The following is a 25,478-nucleotide window of genomic DNA, read 5'->3' on the forward strand; positions in this document are numbered from 1 at the left end:
CGGAGTTACTGGTGGTACTCAAGTGACACGTGTGGCATTTATGCAACCGTGACTGAGGTGTAGGTAATCGGTTACTCGGCGCCCGATGTCTAAAGTCGTCGGCATAGACGCCTCACCCGCTGCCCGCCCGGGGCCGACGCACCGCCCGCTCGCCACGCGACTCGCGGCTGCGGCACCCGTGTTGCTGGTCCTGAGCGTCGCCGCCCGCTTCGCCTGGACCTACCTGGCGGACAACGGCGCGAACTTCGTCGACCTGCACGTCTATGTCGGCGGCGCCGGCGCGCTCGACCGACCCGGCACGCTCTACGACTACGTCTACGCCGATCAGACGCCGGACTTCCCGCTGCCGTTCACCTATCCGCCGTTCGCCGCGATCGTCTTCTATCCGCTGCACCTGCTGCCGTTCGGGCTGGTGGCATTCGCGTGGCAGGTCGGCATCATCGCGGCGCTCTACGGCGTGGTGCGGGTCAGTCAGCGCCTGCTGGCGGGCGGCGCGCCAGGCGACCGGCGGATCGCGATGTTGTGGACGGCGGTGGGCATCTGGCTCGAACCGCTGCGCAGCACCTTCGACTACGGACAGGTCAACGTCCTGCTGGTGCTCGCGGTGCTCTACGCGGTGCTCTCCACCCGGTGGTGGCTCTCGGGTCTGCTCGTCGGACTGGCCGCCGGGGTGAAGCTGACGCCCGCGGTCGCAGGCCTGTACCTCGTCGGCGCCCGCCGGTGGGGCGCCGTGGTGTTCTCCGCGGTCGTCTTCGCCGGCACCATCGGGGTCGCCGCGCTCGTCGTCGGCGATCAGACCCGGCGCTACTTCACCGAACTGCTCGGCGACGCCGATCGGGTGGGGCCGATCGGGACGTCGTTCAATCAGTCCTGGCGCGGCGGGATCTCACGAATCCTCGGACACGACGCCGGCTACGGACCGGCTGTGGTGGCGGGCATCGCGGTGACCGCGGTACTGGCGGTGCTGGCGTGGCGGGCGATCGGCGGCAGTGCCGACCGCCTCGGCGCGATCGTGGTGGTCGAACTGTTCGGCCTACTGCTGTCACCGATCTCGTGGACGCATCACTGGGTGTGGGTGCTGCCGCTGATGATCTGGCTGCTGCACGGCCCGCGCAGCGATCTGCCGGGGGCGCGGATCCTGGGCTGGGGCTGGCTCGCGCTCACCCTGATCGGCGTGCCGTGGTTGCTCAGCTTCGCCCAGCCGACCATCTGGGAGATCGGCAGGCCCTGGTACCTGGCCTGGGCGGGCCTGATCTACATCGTCGCGACGCTGGCGACCCTGGCCTGGATCGCTACGACTGGCCGACGATCCCGTCGATGTCGCGAGCCATCTCCACGTCCTTCTCCGTGATGCCACCCTCGGAGTGGGTGACCAGGGCGAAAGTGACTGTCCGCCAACGAATGTCGATGTCGGGGTGATGGTCTTTCGCCTCGGCGTGCTCGCCCACCCGTCGCACGGCGTCGATGCCGTCGAGGAATGCGGGGAACTCGACCGACCGCCGAAGCGCTCCGTCGGCGCGCTGCCAGCCGTTGAGGTCGGGCAGTGCGGCGTCGACTTGTTCGTCCGTTAACACAGCCATGCGATCGACGGTATACCGTCGGCGGCGATGAGCGGGCAGATCGTCGTTGCGGGTGCACTGATCTCGGGGACGTCCCTGCTGGTCGCGCAGCGCGCCCGGCCGCCCGAACTGGCCGGGCTGTGGGAGCTGCCGGGTGGCAAGGCCGCGCCGGGGGAGAGCGACGCCGCGGCGCTGATCCGTGAGCTTCGTGAGGAACTCGGCATCGAGGTGACCGTGGGCGCCAGGCTCGGCGCCGACGTCGCGCTGACCGACTCGATGCTGTTGCGGGCGTACCTCGTCACCCAGGCGGGCGGCGTGCTGGCGCCCAACGACCACCGCGCATTGCGGTGGGTCGGCGCCGATCAACTCGGCGATCTGTCGTGGGTGCCCGCCGATCGGGCATGGCTGCCCGATCTGGCCGTCGCACTGGGGTCACCCGGGCCGCTGGAGTCGATGCCCGATCGGTGACGTGCGTGCGTCGCCGGGCGCGGGCACGTTCAGCGGTGCGGTCTGCGTCCTGCCGGCCGCACTGCTTCTGCTGCCCGCACTCGTCAGTAGCGCAGGCGGTCGCCGACCACCCGCAACTGGCGCACGCTGCGCGGGTGGTGCACCGCGTGCACCGGGTGCAGCAGCACCGGGTGGCGGCAGTGCGGGCAGGACTCTTGCGGCTCGTTCGCAGACGAGACCGTCAGGTGGTGACAAGCGGCGCACCGCACGACGTAGGCCGCACGGAACCAATTCATCATCCCGACGTAGAGCGCGATGACGGTGGCGCTTGCCAGCACGACGATCAGGGTGACGGTGAGCACTTCATAGACCGACATGGTGTACCTCCGGCCGCCGGAATGACGCCTTTCGACGGCTGTCATCGACGATACTCGCAGGTCAGTGCTTACGGGCGCGCTTGAACACCTTCTCCAGTTCCTTGCCCCGGATGCCGTTGAGTTCGGCCTTGTGAACGCGATGCAGGACCAGCGGGCAGCGCTTGCACCGCGGCTTGCTGCGGCAGCATTTCTTCTTCGGCCTGAGGTCGGCGTACTTGGACGTCGTCACGTATTGGGGATCCCTGCCGGTCGCGATCGTGGTGGTAATGCGGTTACCCACTGTGCCACGGCCCGCGCGGGCGGTGTGACCTGCCTTGCTGCATTTCGCGATCGCTGTCCGGCGCTGCCACACTGAGCGACGTGGATTTTCGGAACGTCGCCATCGTCGCCCACGTCGACCACGGCAAGACGACCCTCGTGGACGCGATGCTGCGGCAGTCCGGTGCGTTGACGCACCGCGGTGACGACGCGATCGAACGGCTGATGGACTCCGGTGACCTGGAGAAGGAAAAGGGCATCACCATCCTGGCCAAGAACACCGCGGTGCACCGCCACCATGCCGACGGCGGCATGACGGTCATCAACGTGATCGACACGCCCGGCCACGCCGACTTCGGCGGTGAGGTCGAACGCGGGCTGTCCATGGTCGACGGTGTGCTGCTGCTCGTCGACGCCTCGGAGGGGCCGCTGCCGCAGACCCGCTTCGTGCTGCGTAAGGCGCTCGGCGCGCACCTGCCGGTGATCGTGGTGGTGAACAAGACCGACCGTCCGGACGCGCGCATCGCGGAGGTCGTCTCCGAGAGTCACGACCTGCTGCTCGACGTCGCGTCGGACCTCGACGAGGAGGCGCAGAAGGCGGCGGAGTTCGCACTCGGCCTGCCGACGCTGTACGCCTCGGGCCGGGCGGGCATCGCGAGCACCGTCGAGCCGGCCAACGGCGAGAACCCCGAGGGTGAGAATCTCGACCCGCTGTTCGACGTTCTGCTGCAACACATCCCGCCGCCGCAGGGCGATCCCGAGGCGCCGCTGCAGGCGCTGGTGACCAACCTCGACGCGTCGGCCTTCCTCGGCAGGCTCGCACTGATCCGCATCTACAAGGGCAAGCTGCGCAAGGGTCAGCAGGTGGCGTGGATGCGTGAGGTCGACGGCGTGCCGGTGGTCACCAATGCCAAGATCACCGAGCTGCTGGCCACTGTCGGCGTCGAGCGCAATCCGACGGACGAGGCCATCGCCGGTGACATCGTGGCGGTCGCCGGCCTGCCCGAGATCATGATCGGCGACACGCTGGCCGATCCCGAGCACGCCCACGCGCTGCCGCGGATCACCGTCGACGAGCCGGCGATCTCGGTGACGATCGGCACCAACACCTCGCCGCTGGCTGGAAAGGTGAAGGGGCACAAGCTCACCGCCCGGATGGTGCGCGACCGGTTGGACCGCGAACTCATCGGCAACGTGTCGATCAAGGTCGTCGACATCGGCCGCCCCGACGCCTGGGAGGTGCAGGGCCGAGGTGAGCTCGCGCTGGCCGTGCTCGTCGAGCAGATGCGCCGCGAGGGCTTCGAGCTGACGGTCGGCAAGCCGCAGGTGGTCACGCGCACGATCGACGGCAAGCTGCACGAGCCGTTCGAGGCGATGACGATCGACTGCCCCGAGGAGTTCGTCGGGGCCATCACGCAGTTGATGGCTGCCCGCAAGGGCCGCATGGAGGAGATGGCCAACCACGCGGCGGGCTGGGTCCGGATGGACTTCATCGTGCCCAGCCGCGGGCTGATCGGCTTCCGGACCGACTTCTTGACGCTCACCCGCGGCACCGGTATCGCCAACGCGGTGTTCGACGGCTACCGGCCGTGGGCGGGGGAGATCCGCGCCCGGCACACCGGGTCGCTGGTGTCGGACCGCACGGGATCGGTGACGCCGTTCGCAATGATCCAGCTCTCCGACCGGGGGCAGTTCTTCGTCGAACCGGGCGATGACACCTACGAGGGACAGGTCGTCGGCATCAATCCGCGCGCCGAGGACCTCGACATCAACGTCACCCGGGAGAAGAAGCTGACCAACATGCGGTCCTCGACGGCCGACGTCATGGAGACGCTGGCCCGCCCGCTGGAACTCGGCCTCGAACAGGCCATGGAGTTCTGCGCCGAGGACGAGTGCGTGGAGGTCACGCCGGAGATCGTCCGGGTGCGCAAGGTGGAGCTGACCGCCAGCCTGCGGGCGCGCGCCAAGGCTCGGGCCAAGGCGCACAACTAGCCGACGAAATGAGTGTGTGCGGTGGCCCGGCGGGCGGCCGATACCCTGAGTGGCGTGCCGAACCGAACTCGCCGATCCTGCGCGAGGCTCGGCGCACTGGTTTCGGTGCCGGCGTTGCTGCTCGGCGGCTGCACGGTGAGCCCACCGCCCGCGCCGCAGAGCACCGAGACCACCGAGTCCGTGACACCGCCGCCGCCCAAGGCGACTCAGATCATCATGGCCATCGACTCGATCGGCCCGGGATTCAACCCGCATCTGCTGTCCGACCAGTCCCCGGTCAACGCGGCGATCGCCGCGCTCGTCCTGCCGAGCTCGTTCCGGCCCGTGCCGGATCCGGCGTCACCGACCGGTTCGCGATGGGAACTCGACACCGCCCTGCTCGAATCGGCCGAGGTGACCAACCGGAATCCGTTCACCGTCACCTACACGATCAAGCCCGAGGCGCAGTGGACCGACAACGCGCCGGTCGCGGCCGACGACTACTGGTACCTGTGGCAGCAGATGGTCAGCCAGCCGGGTGTCGTGGACCCCGCCGGCTATGACCTGATCACCGGAGTCCAGTCGGTCGAGGGCGGCAAACAGGCCGTCGTCACGTTCTCTCAGCCTTACCCGGCGTGGCGGGAACTGTTCAACAACATCCTCCCGGCGCACATCGTCAAGGACGTGCCGGGCGGGTTCGGCGCCGGGCTGGCGCGGGCCATGCCCGTCACGGCCGGCAAGTTCCGGGTCGACGACATCGACCCGCAGCGTGACGAGATCCTGCTCGCCCGCAACGACAGGTTCTGGAGCGGCCCGGCCAAGCCCGACCAGGTGCTGTTCCGCCGCGGCGGGACGCCGGCCGCGCTCGCCGACTCGATCCGCAACGGTGACACGCAGGTCGCCCAGATCCACGGCGGCGCAGCGACGTTCGCGCAACTCAGCGCGATACCCGACGTCAGGACCGCCCGGATCGTGACTCCCCGGGTGATGCAGGTGACGCTGCGCGCGGGCCAACCGAAGCTGGCCGAAGCGCAGGTGCGCAAAGCCATCCTGGGTCTCTTCGACGTCGATCTGCTGGCGTCGGTCGGCGCCGGTGACGACAACACCGTCACGCTGGCGCAGGCTCAGGTCCGGTCGCCGTCGGACCCGGGATACGTGCCGACCGCGCCACCCGCACTGGGCACCGAGGCGGCACTCGGTCTGCTCGCCGACGCCGGCTACGAGGTGGCGCCGGTGGAGAACCCGCAGCCTCCGACGCCCGGAACGCCTGCGCCCGACAATGATCGCGGGCGGATCACCAAGGACGGCGTGCCGCTGTCCCTGGTTCTGGGAGTGGCGGCGAACGATCCGACGTCCGTGGCGGTGGCCAACACGGCCGCCGACCAGTTGCGCAATGTCGGCATCGAGGCCTCGGTGCTGGCGCTCGACCCGGTCACCCTCTACGGGGAGGCGCTGGCCAACAACCGGGTGGACGCGGTGGTCGGATGGCATGCGGCCGGGGGAGACCTCGCGACATCACTGGCCTCGCGCTACGGCTGCCGGGCGCTCGAGGCCACACCGGTTCCGACTGCGTCGCCCGCGGGAACGCCGCCGCCCAGAACCGATGACCCGCCCCCGCCGCCCCCGCCGAGCGCCACCGGGACACCGTCGGCGCCCCCGCCCGATCCCGAGTCGGGCGAACTCGTGCAGGCGCCGAGCAACATCACCGGCATCTGTGACCGCAGCCTGCAACCGAAGATCGATGCGGCGCTGGACGGCACCGAGCCGATCGCCGAGGTGATCGACGCCGTCGAACCACGGCTGTGGAACATGTCGACAGTGCTGCCCATCCTGCAGGACACCACGATCGTGGCCGCCGGACCGAGTGTGGAGAACGTCAGCCTGAGCGGTGCGGTGCCGGTGGGAATCGTCGGCGACGCGGGGGCCTGGGCGAAGACCCCGTAGTCCGCGCCCGTTCGGTCAGGACGCGCAGCCCGTGTGCGGCGAGCGCGGCCACCAGGAAGACGACGAGCAGCCACCACGGCGGCCTGGCCAGTTCCCAGATGAACAGCGCCGCCCACATCGGAGCCCGCTGTGTGATCGCCAGAACGCCTGCGGCGCAGGCGAGTGACACGGCCGGCACGCTGAGGGCGAACTCTGTCCATGCCGAAATAGCGAGCGCGACAACGGATCCCATTGCGGCACCGGTGGCTAGCGCCGGTGTGAGCAGGCCGCCGACCGCTCCCGCGCGTAGGTACGAGGCAGTCAGCAGCGGCTTGAGGAGCAGGATCGCCGCGGCGGCGCCCAGCGTCATGCCGCTGTCGAGGCTGACGGTCAGGATGCTTTTGCCGTTGCCCGGCAGCTCGGGCCACCACAGCGAGCAGATCCCGACGAGCAGGCCCACCGCCGCGATCGCGGGCACCAGCAGCCAGGACGTCACCGCAGCCGCGGGCCGTGCCGCGCTCATCAGCCGGTTGAACAGCAGGCCGACGCCGAGCGCGAGTGGCGCGATGAGAAGCGCGACGGCGATGAGGAGATAGGACAGTGAGGGATCCGGCCAGTCCAGCGGTGGCGATTCGTGCGTCACCGGTGAGGCCACCGCGACGGCCAGGCTCGACGTGATGAGCGCCGTGCCGAGTGCGCGCGGATGCCAGGTTCGCATCAAGATCTGGGTGGCGAACAACGCCCCGCCGAGCGGAACGCTGTAGACCGCGGCGAGTCCCGCCCCCGCCGCACAGAACAGCAGGATCTCCCGGTCGTGCGGTGTGAGCGCCCAGCGCGAGGTGCCCGCGTCGCCCAGCGCGGCCGCGAACTGGCGGGGCGCCCCCTCGCGGCCGAGCGACGCGCCCGACCCCACGACCAGAACCTGCAGTGCGGCATCGATCGACATCGCGACGCGGGGGATCGGCCGGTGCTCGGAGATGGTGCCCGCCAGGCTCGGCACCTCGGTGCGCCTGCGCAGCAGACACCAGCCGAACCCGGCGAGCGCGCCACCGACCATCGGGCCGAGCGCCCGGCGCACCGGGCTGCTGCTGTCCACACCTTCGAGCAGCGTTCCGAACGAGTAGTGGTAGGTGAGGTGCTCGACAGCGTGCAGCAGCAGCGTGGTCGCCATCCCCGCGACGCCGGCGAGGAGGCCGACGAGTATTACTGCGCAACCGAACTCGAGGCTCCGCCGACTCACCTGGTGAACCTACGTCACCGCCCGGCCGAAAGACGTCGAAGCGGCCGGTTGCCGCCTCAAGTGAACCGGCCGGCGACTAGGGTCACCGACGATGCCTGAGACGCCGCGACTGCTGTTCGTACACGCCCACCCCGACGACGAGACGATCACCACCGGCGGGACGATCGCCCACTACGTCGCCCGCGGCGCGCAGGTGCACGTCGTCACCTGCACCCTCGGCGAAGAGGGCGAGGTCATCGGCGAGCAATACAGCCAGCTCGCCGTGGACCGGGCCGACCAACTCGGCGGCTACCGGATCGCCGAACTGACCGCCGCGCTACGCGCGCTCGGCCTGGATTCACCGCACTACCTGGGCGGGCCCGGACACTGGCGCGACTCCGGCATGGCAGGCACACCGCCGCGGCGCCACCAACGCTTCGTCGACGCCGATCCGGCCGAGGCCGTCGGCGCACTCGCCGCGATCATCGACGACCTTCGACCACACGTCGTCGTCACCTACGACCCCGACGGCGGCTACGGCCACCCCGACCACGTCCAGACACACCGCATCACGACCGCCGCGATCGAGGCGGCGGCCTGGCGGGTGCCCAAGTTCTACTGGACGGTCATCGCCACCAGCGCCGCCGAGCAGGGTCTCGCATCGATGAGCGACGTCCCTGCCGATTGGACCCGCATCGAGCAGGTGCCGTTCGGCTATCCGGACGACAGGATCGGCGCCGCCGTCGATGCCACCGACGTCCTCCCGGCGAAGATCGCGGCCCTTCGCGCACACGCCACCCAGGTCATCGTCGCACCGAACGGACAGTCCTTCGCGCTGTCCAACACACTGGCCATGCCAGTTCTGGCGCACGAGCACTACATACTCGTCTCGGGCGAACCCGGCGACCGCGACGCCCGCGGTTGGGAAACCGACCTACTCGCCGGTCTCACCCTGGCTCAGCCGAACTCCGACGGAGTAGGCTCCACGTCAACCAGCGACAGCCGAAGGGACAGCCATGGATCCCGACCTTGACCCGAACCTGCAGCACTGGCAGGACCGCCTGGACAACTTCCAATGGGTGATCGGTTCGCTGTCCGGATTGCTCGACAGCATCCCGACCTGACCGCTCAACAGACCCGCGCGCTTCCAGCCGCGGACAGCACCCTGACCGACCCCGTGGTGCGGGCGTTCGTGCTGGCGGTCCTCGCAGTGGACGGCGTCGTCTGCGCCGCGCTCGGCGCGCTGTTCCTACCCCTGCGCTTCGGCGCGGTGCCGTTCCCGATCAGCGCGATCGCGGCGGGCGCCGTCAACGCGGGGTTGGTGTGGGCAGCCACCTATTGGACCGACTCGACCCGGATGGCGGCGACGCCGCTGTGGACGTGGCTCCTGACCGTTGCCGCGCTGACGCTCGGAGGACCCGGCGGCGACATCGTGTTCGGCGGTCCCGGCGTGATGGCCTACGCCGTTCTGCTGTACCTCGCCGTCGGCACCGCCGCGCCGGTGTGGGTGCTCTGGCGCCACAACCAGCGCTCCTGAGTCGCGCTATCCGACGTCGCCGCTGTCACTGTTGCCGGGATCCGCGCTGTCGGACCGCTCGCTCGTCGTCTCGGACGTCCGCCGCTTCGGTGTGAGTGAGCTGCGGATGCGGTCGGCGGCCTTCGTCGCCTCACGCACGGCTCCCCGCACTCCGGTGCGGACGTCGTCGGCGGCTTTGCGCAGGCGCTCGTTCACGCGCTTGGTCGTCCGCGGCGGCTCGGCGCCGGCAGGTTCCTCGGTGTCCTCGACGATCTCCGGTGTGCTCGCGGGGTCGACGGGTTCGTCTTCCACGGGAACGACGAGTTCCGGCGCGGGCTCGACCACGAGCCCTGCTTCCGGCAGGACGCCGGCGTCGCCGGTCACGGGCTGTGGTTCGACCTCGACCTGCAACGGCTTCTCGTCGAGCGGCGGGGCCTCGTCCACGACGGCTGCGGTCGGCTGGTCGACGACCGGCGGCAGGGCTTCCGTGGTGACCTCCGCCAGGCCGTCCTCCAGCGCGACCGTCCTGAGCAGACCCTCTTCCGCGGTGAACGGCCCGATCGGTGGCACCGGCGGGATGGCCCAGCCGAAGAAGTAATTGAATTCCTGGATGCCGAAGTTGATCGCATCGATGACACTGTCGCCGATGGCGTTCGCGGCGCCGTCGACCCACACACCGAGGTTGAGCGGATCGTTGAGCACCGGAGCCAGGAAGTCGTAGACGACGTTGTCGGCGATGGGCCTGATCAGCTCGTAGTAGAACAGGTTGATCTGGGCGCCGGCCAGCGGAACGAACGGGACCCAACCGAAGAACTGCGTCGCGTAGATGGCGACGTCCACGCCCCAGTCGATCCACTCCTGGATGAACTGGTAGGAGGAGATCAGCAGATCACTGGCCGCGTTGAGCGGGGCGGGGCCGGCACCCGGCAACGCCGGTGGCGCGGGCGGCGGGGGAACCGCGCTCAGCGCGCCGGGAATGACCACGCCGTCGGGCCGCAACGCGGGCATGCCCGATCGCCGCGGCTCCGGAAGGAACGGCTCCATCTGCCGCTGCGCGGACTCCAGCAGTTCGGTCAGCGCCGTCGGGGCCTGGGGAGCGTGGGTGGAGTCGACGGCGATGTCGGGGGGCGCCACGTGCAGGGACGGGATCGCAATAGTCACAGCGCCGACAGCTGCCACGCCCGCCATGAGATATGAGCGGACGGAGACGGACATGGCTGCTCCTCGCGGTCGAAGCTCTTAAAATACGCGACTGCCGGGCCGGGTGCGGCACTTTGCTCCGGCGGGCCGTCACATCGCAGGTCGCTCGGACTACTGTGGCCGGTATGCCAGGACCAGTGGTTTCACGATGTGAGACGCGCGGATGATTTCCGACACCGGCGGGGTTACACCGGAGTGGCTCTGAACCCCCAGCGTGGCGCCGATCTGCCCAGCCCGGTAGTTCCCCCTACGGCCGCAGCGCCCACTCCCGCAGCCTTGAGACGCGTGCTGAAGCGCGCCCGCGACGGCGTCGCCCTCAACGTCGACGAAGCCGCGATCGCGATGACGGCCCGTGGCGAGGACCTCGACGATCTGTGTGCCAGCGCGGCACGTGTCCGCGACGCCGGCCTCGAGGCCGCCGGGCGGCACGGTTCGCACGGCCGGCTGCCCGTCACCTACTCACGCAAGGTGTTCATCCCCGTCACCCACCTGTGCCGGGACACCTGCCACTACTGCACCTTCGTCACCGTGCCCGGCAAGCTGCGCCAACAGGGCCACGGCATGTACATGGAGCCCGACGAGATCCTCGAGGTGGCCCGTCGTGGCGCCGAACTCGGTTGCAAGGAAGCGCTTTTCACTCTCGGCGATCGGCCGGAGGCGCGATGGGACGAGGCCCGCCAGTGGCTCGACGAGCGCGGCTACGACTCGACCCTCGACTACGTGCGCGCGATGGCGATCCGGGTCCTCGAGGACACCGGCCTGCTTCCGCACCTCAATCCCGGAGTGATGAGCTGGTCGGAACTGTCGCGGCTCAAGCCGGTCGCGCCGTCAATGGGCATGATGCTCGAGACCACGTCGCGTCGGCTCTTCGAGACCAAGGGCCTCGCTCACTACGGCAGTCCGGACAAGGACCCCACCGTCCGGCTGCGCACCCTGGACGACGCTGGCCGGTTGTCCATCCCGTTCACCACCGGACTGCTGGTCGGCATCGGCGAGACGCTGACGGAACGCGCCGAGACGATGCACGCGATCCGCCGTTCGCACAAGGAGTTCGGGCATGTCCAGGAAGTGATCGTGCAGAACTTCCGGGCCAAGGACCACACCGCGATGGCCGCGACACCCGACGCCGGGATCGACGACTTCCTCGCGACGATCGCGGTCACGAGACTGGTACTGGGCCCGAAGATGCGCATCCAGGCGCCGCCGAATCTGGTTTCGCGTGAGGAGTGCCTCGCGCTCATCGGCGCCGGCGTCGACGACTGGGGCGGCGTGTCACCGCTGACACCCGACCACGTCAACCCGGAGCGGCCGTGGCCGGCGCTGGACGACCTCGCCGAGGTCACCGCGGAGGCCGGTTACGACCTGACGCAGCGCCTGACCGCGCAACCGCAGTACGTGCAGGGCGGCGCCGCATGGATCGACCCGCGGGTCCGCGGACACGTCGACGCACTCGCCGACCCGGACACCGGTCTCGCGCTCGACGTCAACCCGGTCGGACGGCCGTGGCAGGAACCCGACGAAGCGCTGCAGTCCCTCGGCCGGATCGACCTGAACGAGACGATCGACAGCGAGGGCCGCCGCACCGAGACGCGCAGCGACCTCGGCAGCGCCTTCGGCGACTGGGAGTCGATCCGCGAGAAGGTGCAGGATCTGGCGGCGCGAGCACCCGAGCGCATCGACACCGACGTGCTGGTGGCCCTGCGCGCCGCCGAGCGCGACCCGGGCGGCCTGTCCGACGACGCCTATCTGGCGCTGGCGACGGCCGACGGCCCGGCATTGGACGCCGTTGCCGCGCTTGCGGATTCGTTGCGCCGCGACGTGGTGGGCGACGACGTGACCTTCGTCGTCAACCGCAACATCAACTTCACCAACATCTGCTACACCGGCTGCCGGTTCTGCGCGTTCGCCCAGCGCAAGGGTGACGCCGATGCGTTCTCGCTGTCCACTGACGAGGTCGCCGACCGGGCGTGGGAAGCCCACGTCGCCGGCGCCACCGAGGTGTGCATGCAGGGTGGCATCGACCCCGAGCTGCCGGTGACGGGCTACGCCGACCTGGTTCGCGCGGTCAAGGCGCGGGTGCCGTCGATGCACGTGCACGCGTTCAGCCCGATGGAGATCGCGAACGGCGTCACCAAGAGCGGGTTGTCCATCCGCGAGTGGCTGATCGCCCTGCGCGAAGCGGGTCTCGGATCGATCCCCGGCACCGCCGCGGAGATCCTCGACGACGAGGTGCGCTGGATCCTCACCAAGGGCAAGCTGCCGACGTCGATGTGGATCGAGGTCGTCTCCACCGCCCACGAGGTGGGCCTGCAGTCGAGCTCGACGATGATGTACGGCCACGTCGACCAGCCGCGGCACTGGGTGGGGCATCTGCGGGTGCTGCGCGAGATCCAGGACCGCACCGGTGGTTTCACCGAGTTCGTGCCGCTGCCGTTCGTCCACCAGAGTTCGCCGCTGTATCTGGCCGGCGGTTCCCGGCCGGGGCCGACGCACCGCGACAACCGCGCCGTGCATGCGCTGGCCCGGATCATGCTGCACGGGCGGATCTCTCACATCCAGACCAGCTGGGTGAAGCTTGGGGTGGAACGCACCCAGGTGATGCTGCAGGGCGGCGCCAACGACCTGGGCGGGACGCTGATGGAGGAGACCATCTCGCGGATGGCCGGGTCGGAGAACGGGTCGGCGAAGTCGGTCGAGGAACTCGTCGCGATCGCCGAGGGCATCGGCCGTCCGGCCCGTCAGCGCACCACCACCTACACCCCGCTGGCCGCCTGAGCGCGTTCCGCAGCGGTACCTCCGCGAGCGTGCGTGTCTGCACGCCGACACGCCGCGTCGGGCGTACAGACGCGCACGCTCGTGTCGAAGCGAAGTGGTCGAATAGATGCGGCGCCGCCCCTCGGGAATGAATCGGACCGCAGTCCGCTTGATACGGGAGAAGACGTCGGAAGTACCGGCGCTCGGATCAGGAGACTGACATGACCACCGCAACCACCGCACTCGCCACCGGCACCTGGGCCATCGACCCGGTGCACTCCACCATCGCTTTCTCGGTACGCCACCTCATGGTCAGCAAGGTGCGCGGCACGTTCGACACGTTCAGCGGCGCAATCACCGTGGCCGAGGACGGCACCCCGTCGGTCACCGCCGAGATCGCCGTCGACTCGATCAACACCCGCAACGAGCAGCGCGACGCACACCTGAAGTCGGCCGATTACTTCGACGCCGCCACCTATCCGACCGCGACCTTCACCTCGACCGGTGTGCGCGCCGACGGCGACCGCTACGTCCTCGACGGTGACTTCAGCCTCAAGGGCGTCACCAAGCCGGTGAGCCTCGACCTGGAGTTCAACGGCGTCAGCCCCGGCATGGGCCACGGCGAGGTCGCCGGCTTCGAGGCGTCGGGTGTTGAACCGCAGGGACTTCGGCATCGACCTCGACATGCCGCTCGAGACCGGCGGCGCCGTCGTCGGCGACAAGATCACCATCACCCTGGAGATCGAGGCCCTCAAGCAGGCCTAGGCCCCTCCGTCCTTCTCCGCGAGCGTGCGTGTCTGCTGGTCGACACGCCGGTGACGTGCCGCAGACTGCGCACGCTCGCGGCGGGGTGACCGTGCGCTTCGCCGCTACGGCAGCTGACCCACCGTCGTCAGGCAGTTGACGTCTTGGCCGTCGCCGGCGTCGCCGCTGTCGAGCAGGCGGTCGTCGAGGATCTCGCACGAAAGCGTCTGCGCCCCGCCGATCGCGGGATCGGCGCCGATGGCGGCGGTCGGGTCGCCCTCGGGCTGCGAGAAGTCGGCGTGACCGCCGCAGCGGTTGACGGTCTGCGTCGAGGCGCCGTCCGGCGTCGGGATGGTGATGTCGATGCAGTCGGTGCCCGTCCAGTCGACGACGACATTCGCGCCGAGGGCAGCGGGCGCAGCCGAAGGCGGGGCATCGGGCGTCGGCGACGGCGCAACCGGTACGAACGGCGCCGGCGCGTAGACCGGTGCGCCACCGCCGCCGCCCGACTCGCACGCCACCCCGTCGCCATCTCGGTCGAGTTTGCGGCTGTAGCCGGGCTGGCCCGCGAACAGCGGCGCGGCGCCGGCCGCCCTGGCTTCGGCGCAGCTGCCATATGCCCCCGCCGACGGCGCGGTGACCAGCGCGAAGGCCGGAACCGCCAGCGCCGCGCAGCCCATACCGATTGCAATCTTCAACATTCTTCCCCCAGGAATCGAGCAGGCGGCTCGTTGCCGCCGAGGGGATCATCGGCGTGCCAGTCATGATCGTTACCCGCCGCTCGTCGTCCGCGAGCGTGCGCAGAATGCCGCCGATTCGCGGCGTGTCGAGGGGCAGACACGCACGCTCGCGGGGGCCCCGCAAGCGGGTGGTGCCCCCGGCTCGCGGGGGGCCCCGCGAATGAAAACTAAATAAACTGCTTGATTTAAGTCGGGTGACGTAGTTCACTCAGAACCGTGACTGCCGCGCGAGTGCTCAGCAGCGATCGTTCGTCGGGCACACGCCAGCTGATCCTCACCGCCGCCGAGCGCCTGTTCGCCGAGCGCGGGATGCACGCCGTGTCCAACCGGCAGATCAGTGAGGCCGCAGGCCAGGGCAACAACGCCGCGGTCTGCTATCACTTCGGCACCCGCACCGACCTGTTGCGCGCCATCGAGGCCAAACACCGCGGCCCGATCGAGTCGCTGCGCGCCCGCAGGCTCGCCGAGATCGCCGGATCGACCGAACTCAGCGACTGGGTCAGCGCCCTGGTCACACCGCTGACCGACCACCTCGACACGCTCGGCAGCCCGAGTTGGTACGCCCGCTTCGCCGCCCAGGCGATGGCCGACCCGCAGTGCCGCCAACTGGTCACGAGGGATGCGCTCGGCTCGCCGCTGCTCGTGCAAGCCATCGACGGCATCACCCGCTGCCTGCCGGACCTGCCCCGACGGGTCCGCTTCGAACGCATCGTCATGGCCCGCAACCTGTTGATGCACACCTGCGCCGAACACGAGAGTGCGCTGGCCGAATACGGTTCCCGGGCGCGATCGCCGTGGCCGGTCGCGGCGGAGGGCCTCGTCGACGCCATCGCCGGGCTGTGGCAGGCGCCCGTCCGAACCGCCCGATCAAAGGAGCGCCCATGACCGACGTGCTGCACGACGCCGACACCGTCCCCGACTTCCCGATGACCCGCGCGCCGGGCTGCCCGTTCGCGCCGCCGCCGGAAGCGCTGCAGGCCAACGCCGTCCGTCAGCTCAGCCGCGTGCGCATCTGGGACGGCAGCACGCCGTGGCTGATCACCGGCTACGAGGCGATCCGCTCGCTGTTCGCCGACGCACGCGCCAGTGTCGACGACCGTCTACCCGGCTACCCGCACTGGAACGAGGGCATGCTGGCCACGGTCGACCGCCGGCCCCGCTCGGTGTTCACCTCCGATGCCGAGGAGCACACCCGGTATCGCCGGATGCTGTCGCGGCCGTTCACCTTCAAGCGCGTCGAGGCGCTGCGGCCCGCGGTGCAGAAGATCACCGACGACCACATGGACGCGATCCTGGCCGGCCCGCAACCGGCCGACCTCGTCGACAAGTTGACGCTGCCGATCCCGTCGTTGGTGATCAGCGAGATGCTCGGCGTGCCGTACGAGGACGCCGAATTCTTCCAGGAGCAGGCCAACCGGGGCATGAGCCGCTACGCCAGCGCCGAGGACTCCGCGAAAGGCGCAGGCGCGCTGTTCAAGTACCTGATGAACCTCATCACCACGAAGATGACCGATCCCGCCGAGGATCTGGTGTCCGACCTCGCCGAGCGGGTCAAGGCCGAGGAGATCAGCGTGAAGGAGGCGGCGCAACTCGCCACCGGCGTGCTCATCGCCGGCCACGAGACCACTGCCGGTCAACTCAGCGTCAGCGTCGCCGCACTGCTCGAGCACCCCGAACAGCAGGCACTGTTGCGCGACACCGACGACCCGAAGGTGATCGCCGCCGCCGTCGAGGAACTCATGCGGTACTGCAGCATCATCCAGACCGGCCAGCGCCGCATCGCGGTCGAGGACATCGAGGTGGACGGCGAAACCATCCGGGCCGGCGAGGGCATCATCCTCGACGTCGCCCCGGCCAATTGGGACCCCCGCCAGTTCCCCGACCCGGACCGGTTGGACCTGTTGCGCCAGAATGGCCCCCACGTCGGCTTCGGGTACGGCCGCCACCAGTGTGTCGGTCAGCAGCTGGCCCGCATGGAACTGCAGATCGTGCTGCCGTCGCTGCTGCGCCGCATCCCCACGATTCGGCTCGCCGTGCCGCTCGACGAATTGCCGTTCAAACACGACGCCCTCGCCTACGGCCTCTACGAGCTGCCGGTCACCTGGTGAAGGACGGCCTGACCCTCGACGTTCCCGAGCTCACCGGCAGACTCGCCGTCGTCACCGGCGCCAACAGCGGGCTGGGCCTCGGGCTGTCGCGAGCACTGGCAGCGGCCGGCGCCGACGTGGTGCTCGCGGTCCGCAACCGCGCCAAAGGCGAGACGGCCGCCGCCGACATCCGTGCCGCCATGCCCGCCGCGAAATTGTCCATCGCGCAGCTTGACCTCGCTTCCCTGGAAAGCGTTGCCGCGCTGGGGGAGTACCTCGGATCCGAGGGCCGGCCGATCGACATACTGATCAACAACGCCGGGGTGATGACGCCACCGCACCGCCAGCAGACCGGCGACGGCTTCGAGCTGCAGTTCGGCGCGAACCACCTCGGGCACTTCGCCCTGACCGGTCATCTGCTGCCGCTGCTGCGCGCGGCGCCGTCCGCGCGGGTGGTCACCGTCAGCAGCATCGCCGCCACCCAGCGCCACCTCGACTTCACCGACCCGAACGCCGAGCGCGGTTACAAATCGATGCAGAGCTACGGCATCGCCAAGCTGGCGCAGTTGATGTTCGCGATGGAACTCGACCGGCGCAGCCGCCGCAACGGCTGGACCGTCAGCTCCAACGCCGCGCATCCGGGCCTGGCCAAGACCAACCTGCTCAGCGGCGCCTCTTACGGTCGCGACGCCCCTACGCTGCAGGCCCGGCTCACCCAGCTGACGTGGCAGCTGCTGCCGTTCATGTGGCTCGAGGTCGACGAGGCGATCAAGCCGACGCTGTACGCCGCCGTGTCATCGGCCGCCGACGGCGCCGCCTACTACGGGCCGCGCGGGTTCTACGAAACTGCAGGCGGGGGAGTCACATTCGCCAAGGTGCCACGACGGGCGCACAGCGAGAACGACTGCCGCGAACTGTGGGCCCTCTCCGAGCGGCTCACCGGGATCAGCTATGGCGGGTGACGAGCTGTTCCACCCGCCGGGGGACGACCCGTACTGGAACGAGAGCGGCTGGTTCGGCTTCGCCGTGCCCGAGCGCGACATCAACGGGTTCATCTACTACTTCCATGACGCACGCACCGGGATCTCCGGCGGCGGACCGGCACTGTGGGACCCGACGGGCGAGGAGGTCTACGACTGCCTCTTCTACGACTGGCGGTGGCAGCAACCACCGACCGGCGCCCTGGACTTCGGCGACTTCACCCTGCCGAACTCCTTGCGCCACAAGGTCGTCGAACCCACGCACCGCTACCGGCTGTCGTACGACGCGCTCGGGTTCGAACTCGACCTGGAATGGTCGTCGCTGATGGCGCCGCACACGCTGGGCGACGGCACCGGCGGTGCGCCGCACCACTTCGACCAGCCGGGCCGGATGACGGGATCGCTCGTGCTCGACGGCGAGCGAACCGACGTGGACTGCTACTCGATGCGCGACCGCACGTGGGGTCCGCACGACCCCGGCGCCAGGCGGCCGGGTGACTACCTGTGGGCGATCGCCTCACCCGAAGCGCACTGGCACACCATCACGATCGCCGGCCGCGAACCGGGCGGCGACGTCGTCATCGGTGGCTACCTGATGCGCGACGGTGAACTCGGCGAGCTGGTCAAGGGCACCCGGCGCGTGCTGAGTCGACGTGCCGGCGCGCCCGCGCAGGTGGTGCTCGACGCCGAGGACCACCTGGGCCGCAGCCTGCATGCCGAGGGCGAGGTCCGCACCGCGCTGCGCTGGCTCGGTTGGCCGGGCCGCATGACGTTCTGGACGTTGACCGACTGGCGGTGGGACGGCCTGCAGGGCTGGGGCGAGGACCAGGAATTCTTCGCCCGCGAGCAGGTCCGGTCGCTCATCCGCTCGTCGGACCCGGACGTCTCGTCCCGCTGACCGCTATCCCTTCGCCGCTCGACTCAGTTCCGCGGTTGCCTGGTCGGCGGTCATCGGCTTGCCGAGGAGGAAGCCCTGCGCGAGGTCACATCCGCACGCCCGCAGGATCTCCAGTTGCTGCACCGTTTCGACGCCTTCGCCGACGACGGTGAGATCGAAAGCGCGGGCGAGCATCACCACCGCGGCGACGATTGCACTCGGGCGAGCGGCGGGAAGGTCCTGGATGTACGACTTGTCGATCTTGAAGCACTCGAACACGGGGTAGCGAGTCAGATAGGCGATCGAGCTGTATCCGCTGCCGAGGTCGTCGAGCGAGATCCCGATGCCCATGTCGTGCAATGCCGTCAGCGTGCCCGCTACCCGCGCGGTGTCCGAAACCCACACCGTCTCGGTGATTTCCAGCCCCAGAGCGGCGGGATCGAGCCCGGTGGACACCAAGACGGCGACCACCTTGTTCACGAATGCGGCGTCGCGCAGCTGCAGCGCGCTCACGTTGACGCGGACACCGACATCACAGAACGTGCGCCACGAGGTCGCCTGCGCACAAGCCGTGTAGAGCGCCCATTCGCCGAGATCGCCGACCACACCGGTGCGCTCGGCAACCGCGACGAACTCGGTCGGGTCGATCACGCCGAGGTCCGGGTGCGACCATCGGGCCAGAGCTTCCATGGCCACGAGCTCGCCGGTGGCGATGGAGAAGATCGGTTGATAGAACAGATTCAGCTCGCCATCACCGAGCGCGGTGCGCAGATCGACCGAGAGGCGTCGCGTCCGTTCGGCGTCGTAGAGGTCGCCGTGGTCGAAGACGGCGCTGCCACCGTTTCCGGAATCCTTGGCCCGATACATCGCCAGATCGGCGTGGTGGATCAGCTGCTGCCGCGTGGAGTCGGCTTCCGAGACCGCGATGCCGATGCTGACGCTGAGCGGTGTCGGGTCGACGCCCGTCGGTGGTGGACTGTTGACCGCGGTGGTCAGCGCGCTCGCCAACTCGCATGCCTGGTCGATTCCCCGGATGTCCTCGGCGATGACGAGGAATTCGTCGCCGCCGACGCGGGCTACCGTGTCCTGCGGTCGGACGGCCGTGGCGAGACGACCGGCGAGACGGACGAGTGCGCGATCGCCGGCTTCGTGCCCGAGACTGTCGTTGATGATCTTGAAGTCGTCGATGTCGAGCACGAGCACCGCCATCGTCGTCCCGTCGTGTTGTGCGCGGGCAAGCGTGTGTTCGATGCGTTCGTAGGCCAGTGTCCGATTGGGCAGTCCGGTCAGCGAATCATGCATACTGCGCTCGCGCAGTTGCCGATCGAGTTCGACGCGCCGGATCGCTGCCGAGAGCACGTCTGCCACGGTCTGCAGGAAGGCCACGTCGCGTTCGCTGTACACGCGATTGTCGTTGCTGTGCACCGACAACGCTCCCCACGGGCCGTCGGTTCCGGGTATGGGTACGCAGGCGCCGCTGCGAAAGCCGTAACTTGCCATTCCCTCTGTGGAGAATCGTGATTCCTGGTCGCGGTCTTCGCACACCACCACGTCGTTGACGGCGAGTGTGTATCCCATCAGCGACCGGTGTCCGGCGGGCAGGAGCAGCGGTCTCGGCGGTTGACCGGAGAACCCCACCACGGCAATCGATTCGTCGTCGCCCTCGACCGGGCAGGTGACCATCGATCGATTGACGCCCATGAGCGTCGAGGCCGCGGTGGTGGCCGAGTCGAGTAGCTGATCGAGGTCCCCATCGAGGGCCAGCCTGCTCAATTTGGCCACCGCCCTCTGCTCAGCGGCCAGGTAGGTCGATTCCCGCGCGGCAGCATGCCATTTGTCGTGACTCTGGGCGCTTCTGCGATCCCGGATGACGGACACGACGACATTGCCCCGGCCATCGGGTCGGTCGACGACGAAAGTCGTGATCTCGACCGGTATGGGCCCGTCGCTGGCGAAGGAGAAGTTCTTCAGTTCCGAGAATCCGTGCCCCTCCCTCGAGAAGTCGACGGGCATCTCCGTCTCGACCGTGCTTCCGGATCGAACGAAGAATTCATCCATTGTCAGCGGCCGAACCGGTGACAATGCCGTCATTCCCACCATGGCCAGGCCGGACGAGTTGATGTAGAGGACGTGTCCCGAGGCTTCCGAGATGGTCACCATGTCCGGTGAACTGTCGAGCACCGCCTGGAGGACATCGACATCGTTCAGCGCATCGCGCACGATGCTCTCGATGTCTGACGAGCGTGGAGTCGGCGGTCCGCGAAGCTGCCTGCGACGGTCGCGCCCGCCGGCACGCGGAGGGTCCGCGACCTCCGGCGCACTTTCGTTTCCAGCGGACAAGATTTGCTCCATACCCTTCCCGACCGCGTCGATTGTCACAGAACCACTGGACGATGCCGCCGTGTGTTTGCTAGGCACCGATCGTGACGATAGCAAAGCGGGCTGAGGACGTCACTCCCAAGCGCGCTACCCGAGTTCGGTCAGGGCCGCGGCCAGGTCCCGGGTACGCCAGAGGTTGAGGACGTTGCTCAGCATCTGCAGCGGTGCCCGCACGCTCTCGTCGTCACGGATGCGCGGGTCGAAGCGGGTGGTGTCCGGGCCGGCGTCGGGCACCCGGGCCGCCACCAGCGCCGGCACACCGAGCAGCCAGGTGATGCCCATCAATGCGGTGTAACGCAGCACGTGCCGGCGCAGTCCGGCGGGATCGAGGTGCGGTCCGCCCGAGGCGGCCACCTCGGCGCAGAACACCTGGGTCAGCTCGTCGAAACTCTCGTCCCACAACGCGGTCTCGGCGCCGCTGAGCGATCCCCAGATCGCCATCGCGACGTTCATCCGGCTCACACAGCCCCAGTCCAGCAGTCCGCAGCGCATGGTGCCGTCGGCGTCGCGCCAGAACCAGGCGTTGTCGACGTTGGCGTTCCAGTGGCACAGCGCGATGTGATCCGACGCGGCGGCCAGGCTGTGCCAGATGTCCGGTTCGCGGCGCATCACCTCGTGGGCCTGTTCGCCGAGCCGGTCGAGGAAATCCGGCGCACCGGTACCGGTGGGCAGCAGCGCGGGGTGGGCGCGCGCGAACTCGCCGAGCCGGGCCAATCGTCGATCGAGGCGGTCGGCGGTCAACGGCGCGGGTTCGCCGACGGCGGCGGCCTGCAGGTCGACGGGAAAGGACCCGGTGAGGTGGGCGGGCAGCAGCCCGGACCTGTGCGCCCCCACCAGCCGGGCCAGGGCGGTGAGCAGCGCCCGGTAGTGCTCCTCGGGCGACGCCATCTCGTCGTCGCGGCACTTGTGATGCTGCGGCTCGATGCCGTTGCGGCCGAACGGTATCCGCTCGGTGATCAGCACCCCGGTGCCGCTGGCGCCGTGGTAGTCGGCGAACATGGTGCGCGGTACCGCGATCGGGAAACCGGGCGCCTGGGCGAGCATCGCGAACGTGACCTCGGCTGCCATCTGCGTTCTGCCGTGGTCGCGTACCGGATTGTCGAAGTCGCGGGAGAACTTCACGAACAGCGCCGTGGGTGGGCCTGCGCGCTGATACTCCACGTCCAGCGACGCCTTGCGCCCCGTGCTGCCGCCGGGCACCTCGTCGCAGCCGACGACCCGCACGATCCGGTTGTCGGCGTCCAGCGCCCCTGCCGCCCGGAACGCCTCGGTGAGGAACGCCGCGCCGCCGTCGCGCAGGGCGGCTATGTGTGCGGGGAACGCGATGCCGAGGTGGTCGCCGGTGGGCCAGGCGCCGCTCACCACGTCTGCTCGGCGGCACGCACCAGAATGTGGTTGACGGCCACCCGCCGATCACGCGTCACCATGTAGGTCACCGCGTCGGCGACGTCCTCCGACCGCAGCTTCACCATCCCGGCGGTGCGCTGTTCGATCGCCGCGCGGGAGTCGGCGGGCAGGTGGTCGTTGATCTCCGTGTCGACCGTGCCGGGGCCGACGACGCCGACGCGTACCCGGCTGTCGACGAGTTCCTGCCGCAGTCCCTCGCTGAATGCGTTGACGCCGAACTTCGTCAGCGAGTACACCGCGGTGCCGGGCCGGGCCACCCAGCCTGCGGTGGAGCTCACGGTGACCACGTCGGCGACACCGCGCGGCGAGTCGGCGGCCGCGTCGACCAGGTGCGGCAGCGCGGCGCGCGTCGCGTACAACACCCCCTGCACGTTGACGGTGACCAGGTCGTCCCAGTCGTCGAGGGAGGCGCCGACCGCCTCGCCCGTGCGGATCAGCCCGGCGTTGTTCACCAGGATGTCCAGCCTGTCCCACCGGGACACCGCGGCGGCCACGGCTGCGGTGACCTGCTCCCTGTCGCTCACATCGGCGGGCACGGCCAGCGCGGCGCCGCCGTCGGCCTCGATGGCCGCGGCCACCTCGGCGAGGCGGTCGGCGCGGCGAGCCAGCAGCGCCACGTTCGCTCCCTGTGCCGCGAGCATCCGCGCCGTCGCCGCGCCGATGCCGCTGCTCGCGCCGGTCACCAGGGCGACGGTGCCGGTCAGTGCTGCTGTCATCGCATCTCCTGCGCGCCGAGGATGTCACCGAACACGTAGTCATTGTGCTCGCCGAGGTCGGGTGCCCCTCGTTCGACGCGGGCGGGGTCCCGTGCCATCCGCCACGACGGCCCGAGCACCGGCCGTGCGCCTTCCCGGTGGTCGGACACGAATCGGTACAGGCCGCGCTCCCACAGGAGTTCGTCACCGATCACGTCGAGCGCCGTGGCGCTCTTGGCGGCCGCAACCCCGGCGTCCTGCAGGCGGATCGCCAGCGGCCCGGCGTCCAGGCCGGCGGTGAGACCGGCCAGGGCGGCGTCCAGCGCGGCGGCATGGCGCAGCCGGTCCGGCTTGGTCCGGTACCGCTCGTCGCCCCCGAGGTCGTCGGCGCCGAGCGCGGCACACAGTGCCGACCACTCGGCGTCACCGTCGACGGCGATGCTGACCCAGTCCCCGCCCGTGCAGGGGTAGCAGCCGTGCGGCGCCATGTCGGGGTGCCGGTTCCCGGCGGGTGCGGGAACGCGTCCGGTCAGGTCGTGGGCGAGCAGGCTGTCGCCGATCATCGACGACAGCACCTCGACCGCGGACACGTCGACGAATTGTCCTTCGCCGGTGCGGTCTCGGTGCAACAGTGCCGCAACGGCGGCGAAGGCTGCGGCGGCGCCGACCGTGGAATCGCCGTACCGCATGCTGGCGCCGAGCGGTGGGCCACCCTCGTAACCCACCAGCGAGGCGAGGCCGGCCAGTGCGGCGAAGCACGGCGCGTAACCGGTCTGGTAGCCCAGCGGTCCGTCGTTGCCCCACATCTTGATCGACACCGAGATGAGGTCCGGTCTGATGGCCGTGAGGTCCGCGTAGCCGAGGCCCTGACGTTCCATCGCGCCGGGCCGAAGATTGTTGAGGACGATGTCGCTGTGGGCGATCAGCTCGCGCAGCCGGCCCATCCCGTCGGACGTCTTGATGTCGAGGTCGACGCTGAGGATCTCGGGATTGATGCTGAGGAAGTAGGGGGCGTGGTTGACGTCGGTGCCGCCGTAGGCCCGCATCTCCTCCGGCCGGGCGGCGTTCTCGACCTTGATCACCTCGGCGCCGAGGAAAGCCAGCAGCTTGCCGGCATACGGCCCGGCCCACACCTTCGTCAGCTCGACGACGCGCACCCCCGCCAGCGGTCCGCCGCGCTGCGTCGTCGCCGGCGGGTGCGTAGGCCCGTGCCGGTCGGGTCGCGGGGGCCACGGTGTCTCGGCACTGTGGCGGCCGAGAGCCGGTGCGGCGCAGGGCACCTGTGCCGGCGACGCGCTCATCACGTAGGGGACAGTGGGGTGATGACCGACGCCGAGGACCGGGTGAACCACGTCGCGGAAGAAGCCGCGGTGGCGGTACTGCGGCGAGCGGTGCAGGTCCTCGGCGTCGTTGACGGGCACCAGCGGCACGCCGGCGCGCTGAGCCTGCTCGGCGACGGTCTCCCGGCGGCGGCCCTCGATCCAGCCGGCGAAGCCGCGGTGGAAGGTGGCCACCTTCTCGGGAGTGACGGAGAACTCCAGCCAGTCGTCCTCGAAGGCGTCCAGCCACGCCGGGTGGCCCATCAGCACTTTGAGGTTCGCCCAGTGGGTGCCGCTGGTCATGTACAGGTAGACGTGGCCATCGGCGCAGGTGAAGAACGACGCCGGGCCCTGCTGGTCGAAATCGTCGCGGGTGTTCTCCGGTGCGATCTCACCGGCGACGAATCTGCCGAGGATGCAGTCGGCGCGCGAGACCAGCACGGCCTGCTGCGAGATGTCAACGAACTCGCCTGCCCCGCAGAGTGATAGGGAGTACAGGCACGCGGCGACACACATCGCCGCGTCCAGCCCGGCCTCGTAGTCGGTGAGCAGCCGGCCCGGCGCCTGAAGCGGTGGCCTGGTCGGATCGGCGTGGCTGGGTGTGTGGTAGCCCCAGCCGCTGCTGTGGAACACGTTGATGCCGCGCGCGTTCTGCCGGGTGGGTGACGCGCCGCGGCCGTAGGCCGTCACCGAGCAGAACACCACCGCCGGATGGCGCCGGTGCGCCTCGGCGGCCCACTCGGGATCGTGGTCGTCGATCACGGCGTCGGCCGTGGCGACGAGGGCGTTCACGGCGTCGGCGTCGTCGACGCGATCGAGTGCGACGGATCGCTTGTTGGTGTTCAGGTAGGCGAATACCACACTCTCGCCGTCGATCACGGGTGCCATGGCCCGGGTGGGACTGCCCCACCCGGGCCGTTCGACCTTCACCACGTCGGCGCCGAAGTCGGCGAGCAGCTTGCCGCAGTACTCGCCGGCCACCGACTCGGCGAGTTCGACGATCCGCATGCCCGTCAGTGCCGACAT

20 protein-coding genes and 2 pseudogenes are annotated in these 25,478 nt (G+C 69.5%); 12 read left to right on the forward strand and 10 right to left on the reverse strand.

Annotated elements, in window-relative coordinates:
• Window positions 1-85 precede the first annotated feature (85 nt).
• Window positions 86-1,351 (forward strand): mannosyltransferase, encoded by a 1,266-nt coding sequence (locus ACPCHZ_RS20945; protein WP_423486496.1) that lies wholly within the window; start codon window positions 86-88, stop codon window positions 1,349-1,351.
• On the opposite strand, the gene ACPCHZ_RS20950 is transcribed toward ACPCHZ_RS20945, so the two are convergent.
• Entirely contained in the window at window positions 1,293-1,580 is a 288-nt protein-coding gene (locus ACPCHZ_RS20950) for a 4a-hydroxytetrahydrobiopterin dehydratase (protein ID WP_423486497.1), read from the reverse strand. The two genes, ACPCHZ_RS20945 and ACPCHZ_RS20950, sit on opposite strands and share 59 nt — an antisense overlap.
• Before the next feature lie 27 nt (window positions 1,581-1,607).
• Here ACPCHZ_RS20950 and ACPCHZ_RS20955 point away from each other — a divergent pair, with 27 nt between their 5' ends.
• Window positions 1,608-2,027 carry a (deoxy)nucleoside triphosphate pyrophosphohydrolase gene (locus ACPCHZ_RS20955; protein WP_423486498.1) on the forward strand — a complete coding sequence of 140 codons (420 nt, stop codon included), beginning with the start codon at window positions 1,608-1,610 and terminating at the stop codon, window positions 2,025-2,027.
• A gap of 83 nt (window positions 2,028-2,110) precedes the next feature.
• Here ACPCHZ_RS20955 and ACPCHZ_RS20960 read toward each other — a convergent pair whose 3' ends face one another.
• Complete coding sequence (locus ACPCHZ_RS20960) at window positions 2,111-2,383, reverse strand: hypothetical protein (RefSeq protein ID WP_423486499.1); 273 nt, start codon at window positions 2,381-2,383, stop codon at window positions 2,111-2,113.
• Window positions 2,384-2,444: 61 nt separating this feature from the next.
• Window positions 2,445-2,612, reverse strand: a complete 168-nt coding sequence (locus tag ACPCHZ_RS20965) for a hypothetical protein (protein WP_264014649.1) — start codon at window positions 2,610-2,612, stop codon at window positions 2,445-2,447.
• Window positions 2,613-2,743: 131 nt separating this feature from the next.
• On the opposite strand from ACPCHZ_RS20965, the gene typA reads away from it, so the two are divergent.
• Complete coding sequence (gene typA / locus ACPCHZ_RS20970; protein WP_423486500.1) at window positions 2,744-4,633, forward strand: translational GTPase TypA; 1,890 nt, start codon at window positions 2,744-2,746, stop codon at window positions 4,631-4,633.
• A 45-nt stretch (window positions 4,634-4,678) separates the two neighbouring features.
• Entirely contained in the window at window positions 4,679-6,556 is a 1,878-nt protein-coding gene (locus ACPCHZ_RS20975) for an ABC transporter family substrate-binding protein (RefSeq protein WP_423486680.1), read from the forward strand.
• Here ACPCHZ_RS20975 and ACPCHZ_RS20980 read toward each other — a convergent pair.
• A complete protein-coding gene (locus ACPCHZ_RS20980) occupies window positions 6,489-7,775 on the reverse strand; it encodes a chloride channel protein (RefSeq protein ID WP_423486501.1) in 1,287 nt (428 codons plus the stop codon). The two genes, ACPCHZ_RS20975 and ACPCHZ_RS20980, sit on opposite strands and share 68 nt — an antisense overlap.
• Before the next feature lie 91 nt (window positions 7,776-7,866).
• On the opposite strand from ACPCHZ_RS20980, the pseudogene mshB reads away from it, so the two are divergent.
• Together mshB and ACPCHZ_RS20990 are read left to right on the forward strand one after the other, a co-directional pair.
• Window positions 7,867-8,709 (forward strand): annotated as a pseudogene (gene mshB / locus ACPCHZ_RS20985) (N-acetyl-1-D-myo-inositol-2-amino-2-deoxy-alpha-D-glucopyranoside deacetylase); the annotation flags it as partial.
• A gap of 120 nt (window positions 8,710-8,829) precedes the next feature.
• The gene (locus ACPCHZ_RS20990) at window positions 8,830-9,291 is read left to right on the forward strand and encodes a hypothetical protein (protein ID WP_423486502.1); all 462 of its coding nucleotides are present in this window, start codon (window positions 8,830-8,832) and stop codon (window positions 9,289-9,291) included.
• Between the two features lie 6 nt (window positions 9,292-9,297).
• Here the strand turns inward: ACPCHZ_RS20990 and ACPCHZ_RS20995 are convergent, their stop codons facing one another.
• Window positions 9,298-10,485 (reverse strand): hypothetical protein, encoded by a 1,188-nt coding sequence (locus tag ACPCHZ_RS20995; protein WP_423486503.1) that lies wholly within the window; start codon window positions 10,483-10,485, stop codon window positions 9,298-9,300.
• A gap of 180 nt (window positions 10,486-10,665) precedes the next feature.
• Between ACPCHZ_RS20995 and ACPCHZ_RS21000 the strand changes: the two genes are divergently transcribed.
• Complete coding sequence (locus ACPCHZ_RS21000; protein WP_423486504.1) at window positions 10,666-13,245, forward strand: bifunctional FO biosynthesis protein CofGH; 2,580 nt, start codon at window positions 10,666-10,668, stop codon at window positions 13,243-13,245.
• Between the two features lie 200 nt (window positions 13,246-13,445).
• Window positions 13,446-13,989 (forward strand): annotated as a pseudogene (locus ACPCHZ_RS21005) (YceI family protein).
• A 104-nt stretch (window positions 13,990-14,093) separates the two neighbouring features.
• Here ACPCHZ_RS21005 and ACPCHZ_RS21010 read toward each other — a convergent pair.
• On the reverse strand, window positions 14,094-14,669 hold the full coding sequence (locus ACPCHZ_RS21010) for an excalibur calcium-binding domain-containing protein (protein ID WP_423486505.1): 576 nt from the start codon (window positions 14,667-14,669) through the stop codon (window positions 14,094-14,096).
• Between the two features lie 255 nt (window positions 14,670-14,924).
• On the opposite strand from ACPCHZ_RS21010, the gene ACPCHZ_RS21015 reads away from it, so the two are divergent.
• Genes ACPCHZ_RS21015 through ACPCHZ_RS21030 form a run of 4 tightly spaced genes read left to right on the forward strand, consistent with a single transcriptional unit; the run spans window position 14,925 to window position 18,673 of the window.
• The gene (locus ACPCHZ_RS21015) at window positions 14,925-15,593 is read left to right on the forward strand and encodes a TetR/AcrR family transcriptional regulator (RefSeq protein WP_423486506.1); all 669 of its coding nucleotides are present in this window, start codon (window positions 14,925-14,927) and stop codon (window positions 15,591-15,593) included.
• Complete coding sequence (locus ACPCHZ_RS21020) at window positions 15,590-16,816, forward strand: cytochrome P450 (RefSeq protein WP_423486507.1); 1,227 nt, start codon at window positions 15,590-15,592, stop codon at window positions 16,814-16,816. The genes ACPCHZ_RS21015 and ACPCHZ_RS21020 overlap by 4 nt, the downstream gene beginning before the upstream one ends.
• Window positions 16,810-17,757: an SDR family oxidoreductase gene (locus ACPCHZ_RS21025; protein ID WP_423486681.1), complete on the forward strand. Its 948-nt coding sequence runs from the start codon at window positions 16,810-16,812 to the stop codon at window positions 17,755-17,757. The genes ACPCHZ_RS21020 and ACPCHZ_RS21025 overlap by 7 nt, the downstream gene beginning before the upstream one ends.
• Window positions 17,747-18,673 carry a DUF7065 domain-containing protein gene (locus ACPCHZ_RS21030; protein ID WP_423486508.1) on the forward strand — a complete coding sequence of 309 codons (927 nt, stop codon included), beginning with the start codon at window positions 17,747-17,749 and terminating at the stop codon, window positions 18,671-18,673. Before ACPCHZ_RS21025 ends, ACPCHZ_RS21030 begins: the two co-directional genes overlap by 11 nt.
• Before the next feature lie 3 nt (window positions 18,674-18,676).
• On the opposite strand, the gene ACPCHZ_RS21035 is transcribed toward ACPCHZ_RS21030, so the two are convergent.
• The 4 genes from ACPCHZ_RS21035 to ACPCHZ_RS21050 form a co-directional block, all read right to left on the reverse strand.
• Window positions 18,677-20,872, reverse strand: a complete 2,196-nt coding sequence (locus ACPCHZ_RS21035) for an EAL domain-containing protein (RefSeq protein ID WP_423486509.1) — start codon at window positions 20,870-20,872, stop codon at window positions 18,677-18,679.
• Window positions 20,873-21,118: 246 nt separating this feature from the next.
• Window positions 21,119-22,393, reverse strand: a complete 1,275-nt coding sequence (locus ACPCHZ_RS21040) for a hypothetical protein (protein ID WP_423486510.1) — start codon at window positions 22,391-22,393, stop codon at window positions 21,119-21,121.
• Window positions 22,390-23,154, reverse strand: a complete 765-nt coding sequence (locus ACPCHZ_RS21045) for an SDR family NAD(P)-dependent oxidoreductase (protein WP_423486511.1) — start codon at window positions 23,152-23,154, stop codon at window positions 22,390-22,392. The genes ACPCHZ_RS21040 and ACPCHZ_RS21045 overlap by 4 nt, the downstream gene beginning before the upstream one ends.
• Window positions 23,151-25,478, reverse strand: a complete 2,328-nt coding sequence (locus ACPCHZ_RS21050) for a CaiB/BaiF CoA transferase family protein (RefSeq protein ID WP_423486512.1) — start codon at window positions 25,476-25,478, stop codon at window positions 23,151-23,153. The genes ACPCHZ_RS21045 and ACPCHZ_RS21050 overlap by 4 nt, the downstream gene beginning before the upstream one ends.

It is taken from the genome of Mycobacterium sp. NPDC050041 (assembly GCF_049541695.1).
GTDB lineage: Bacteria > Actinomycetota > Actinomycetes > Mycobacteriales > Mycobacteriaceae > Mycobacterium.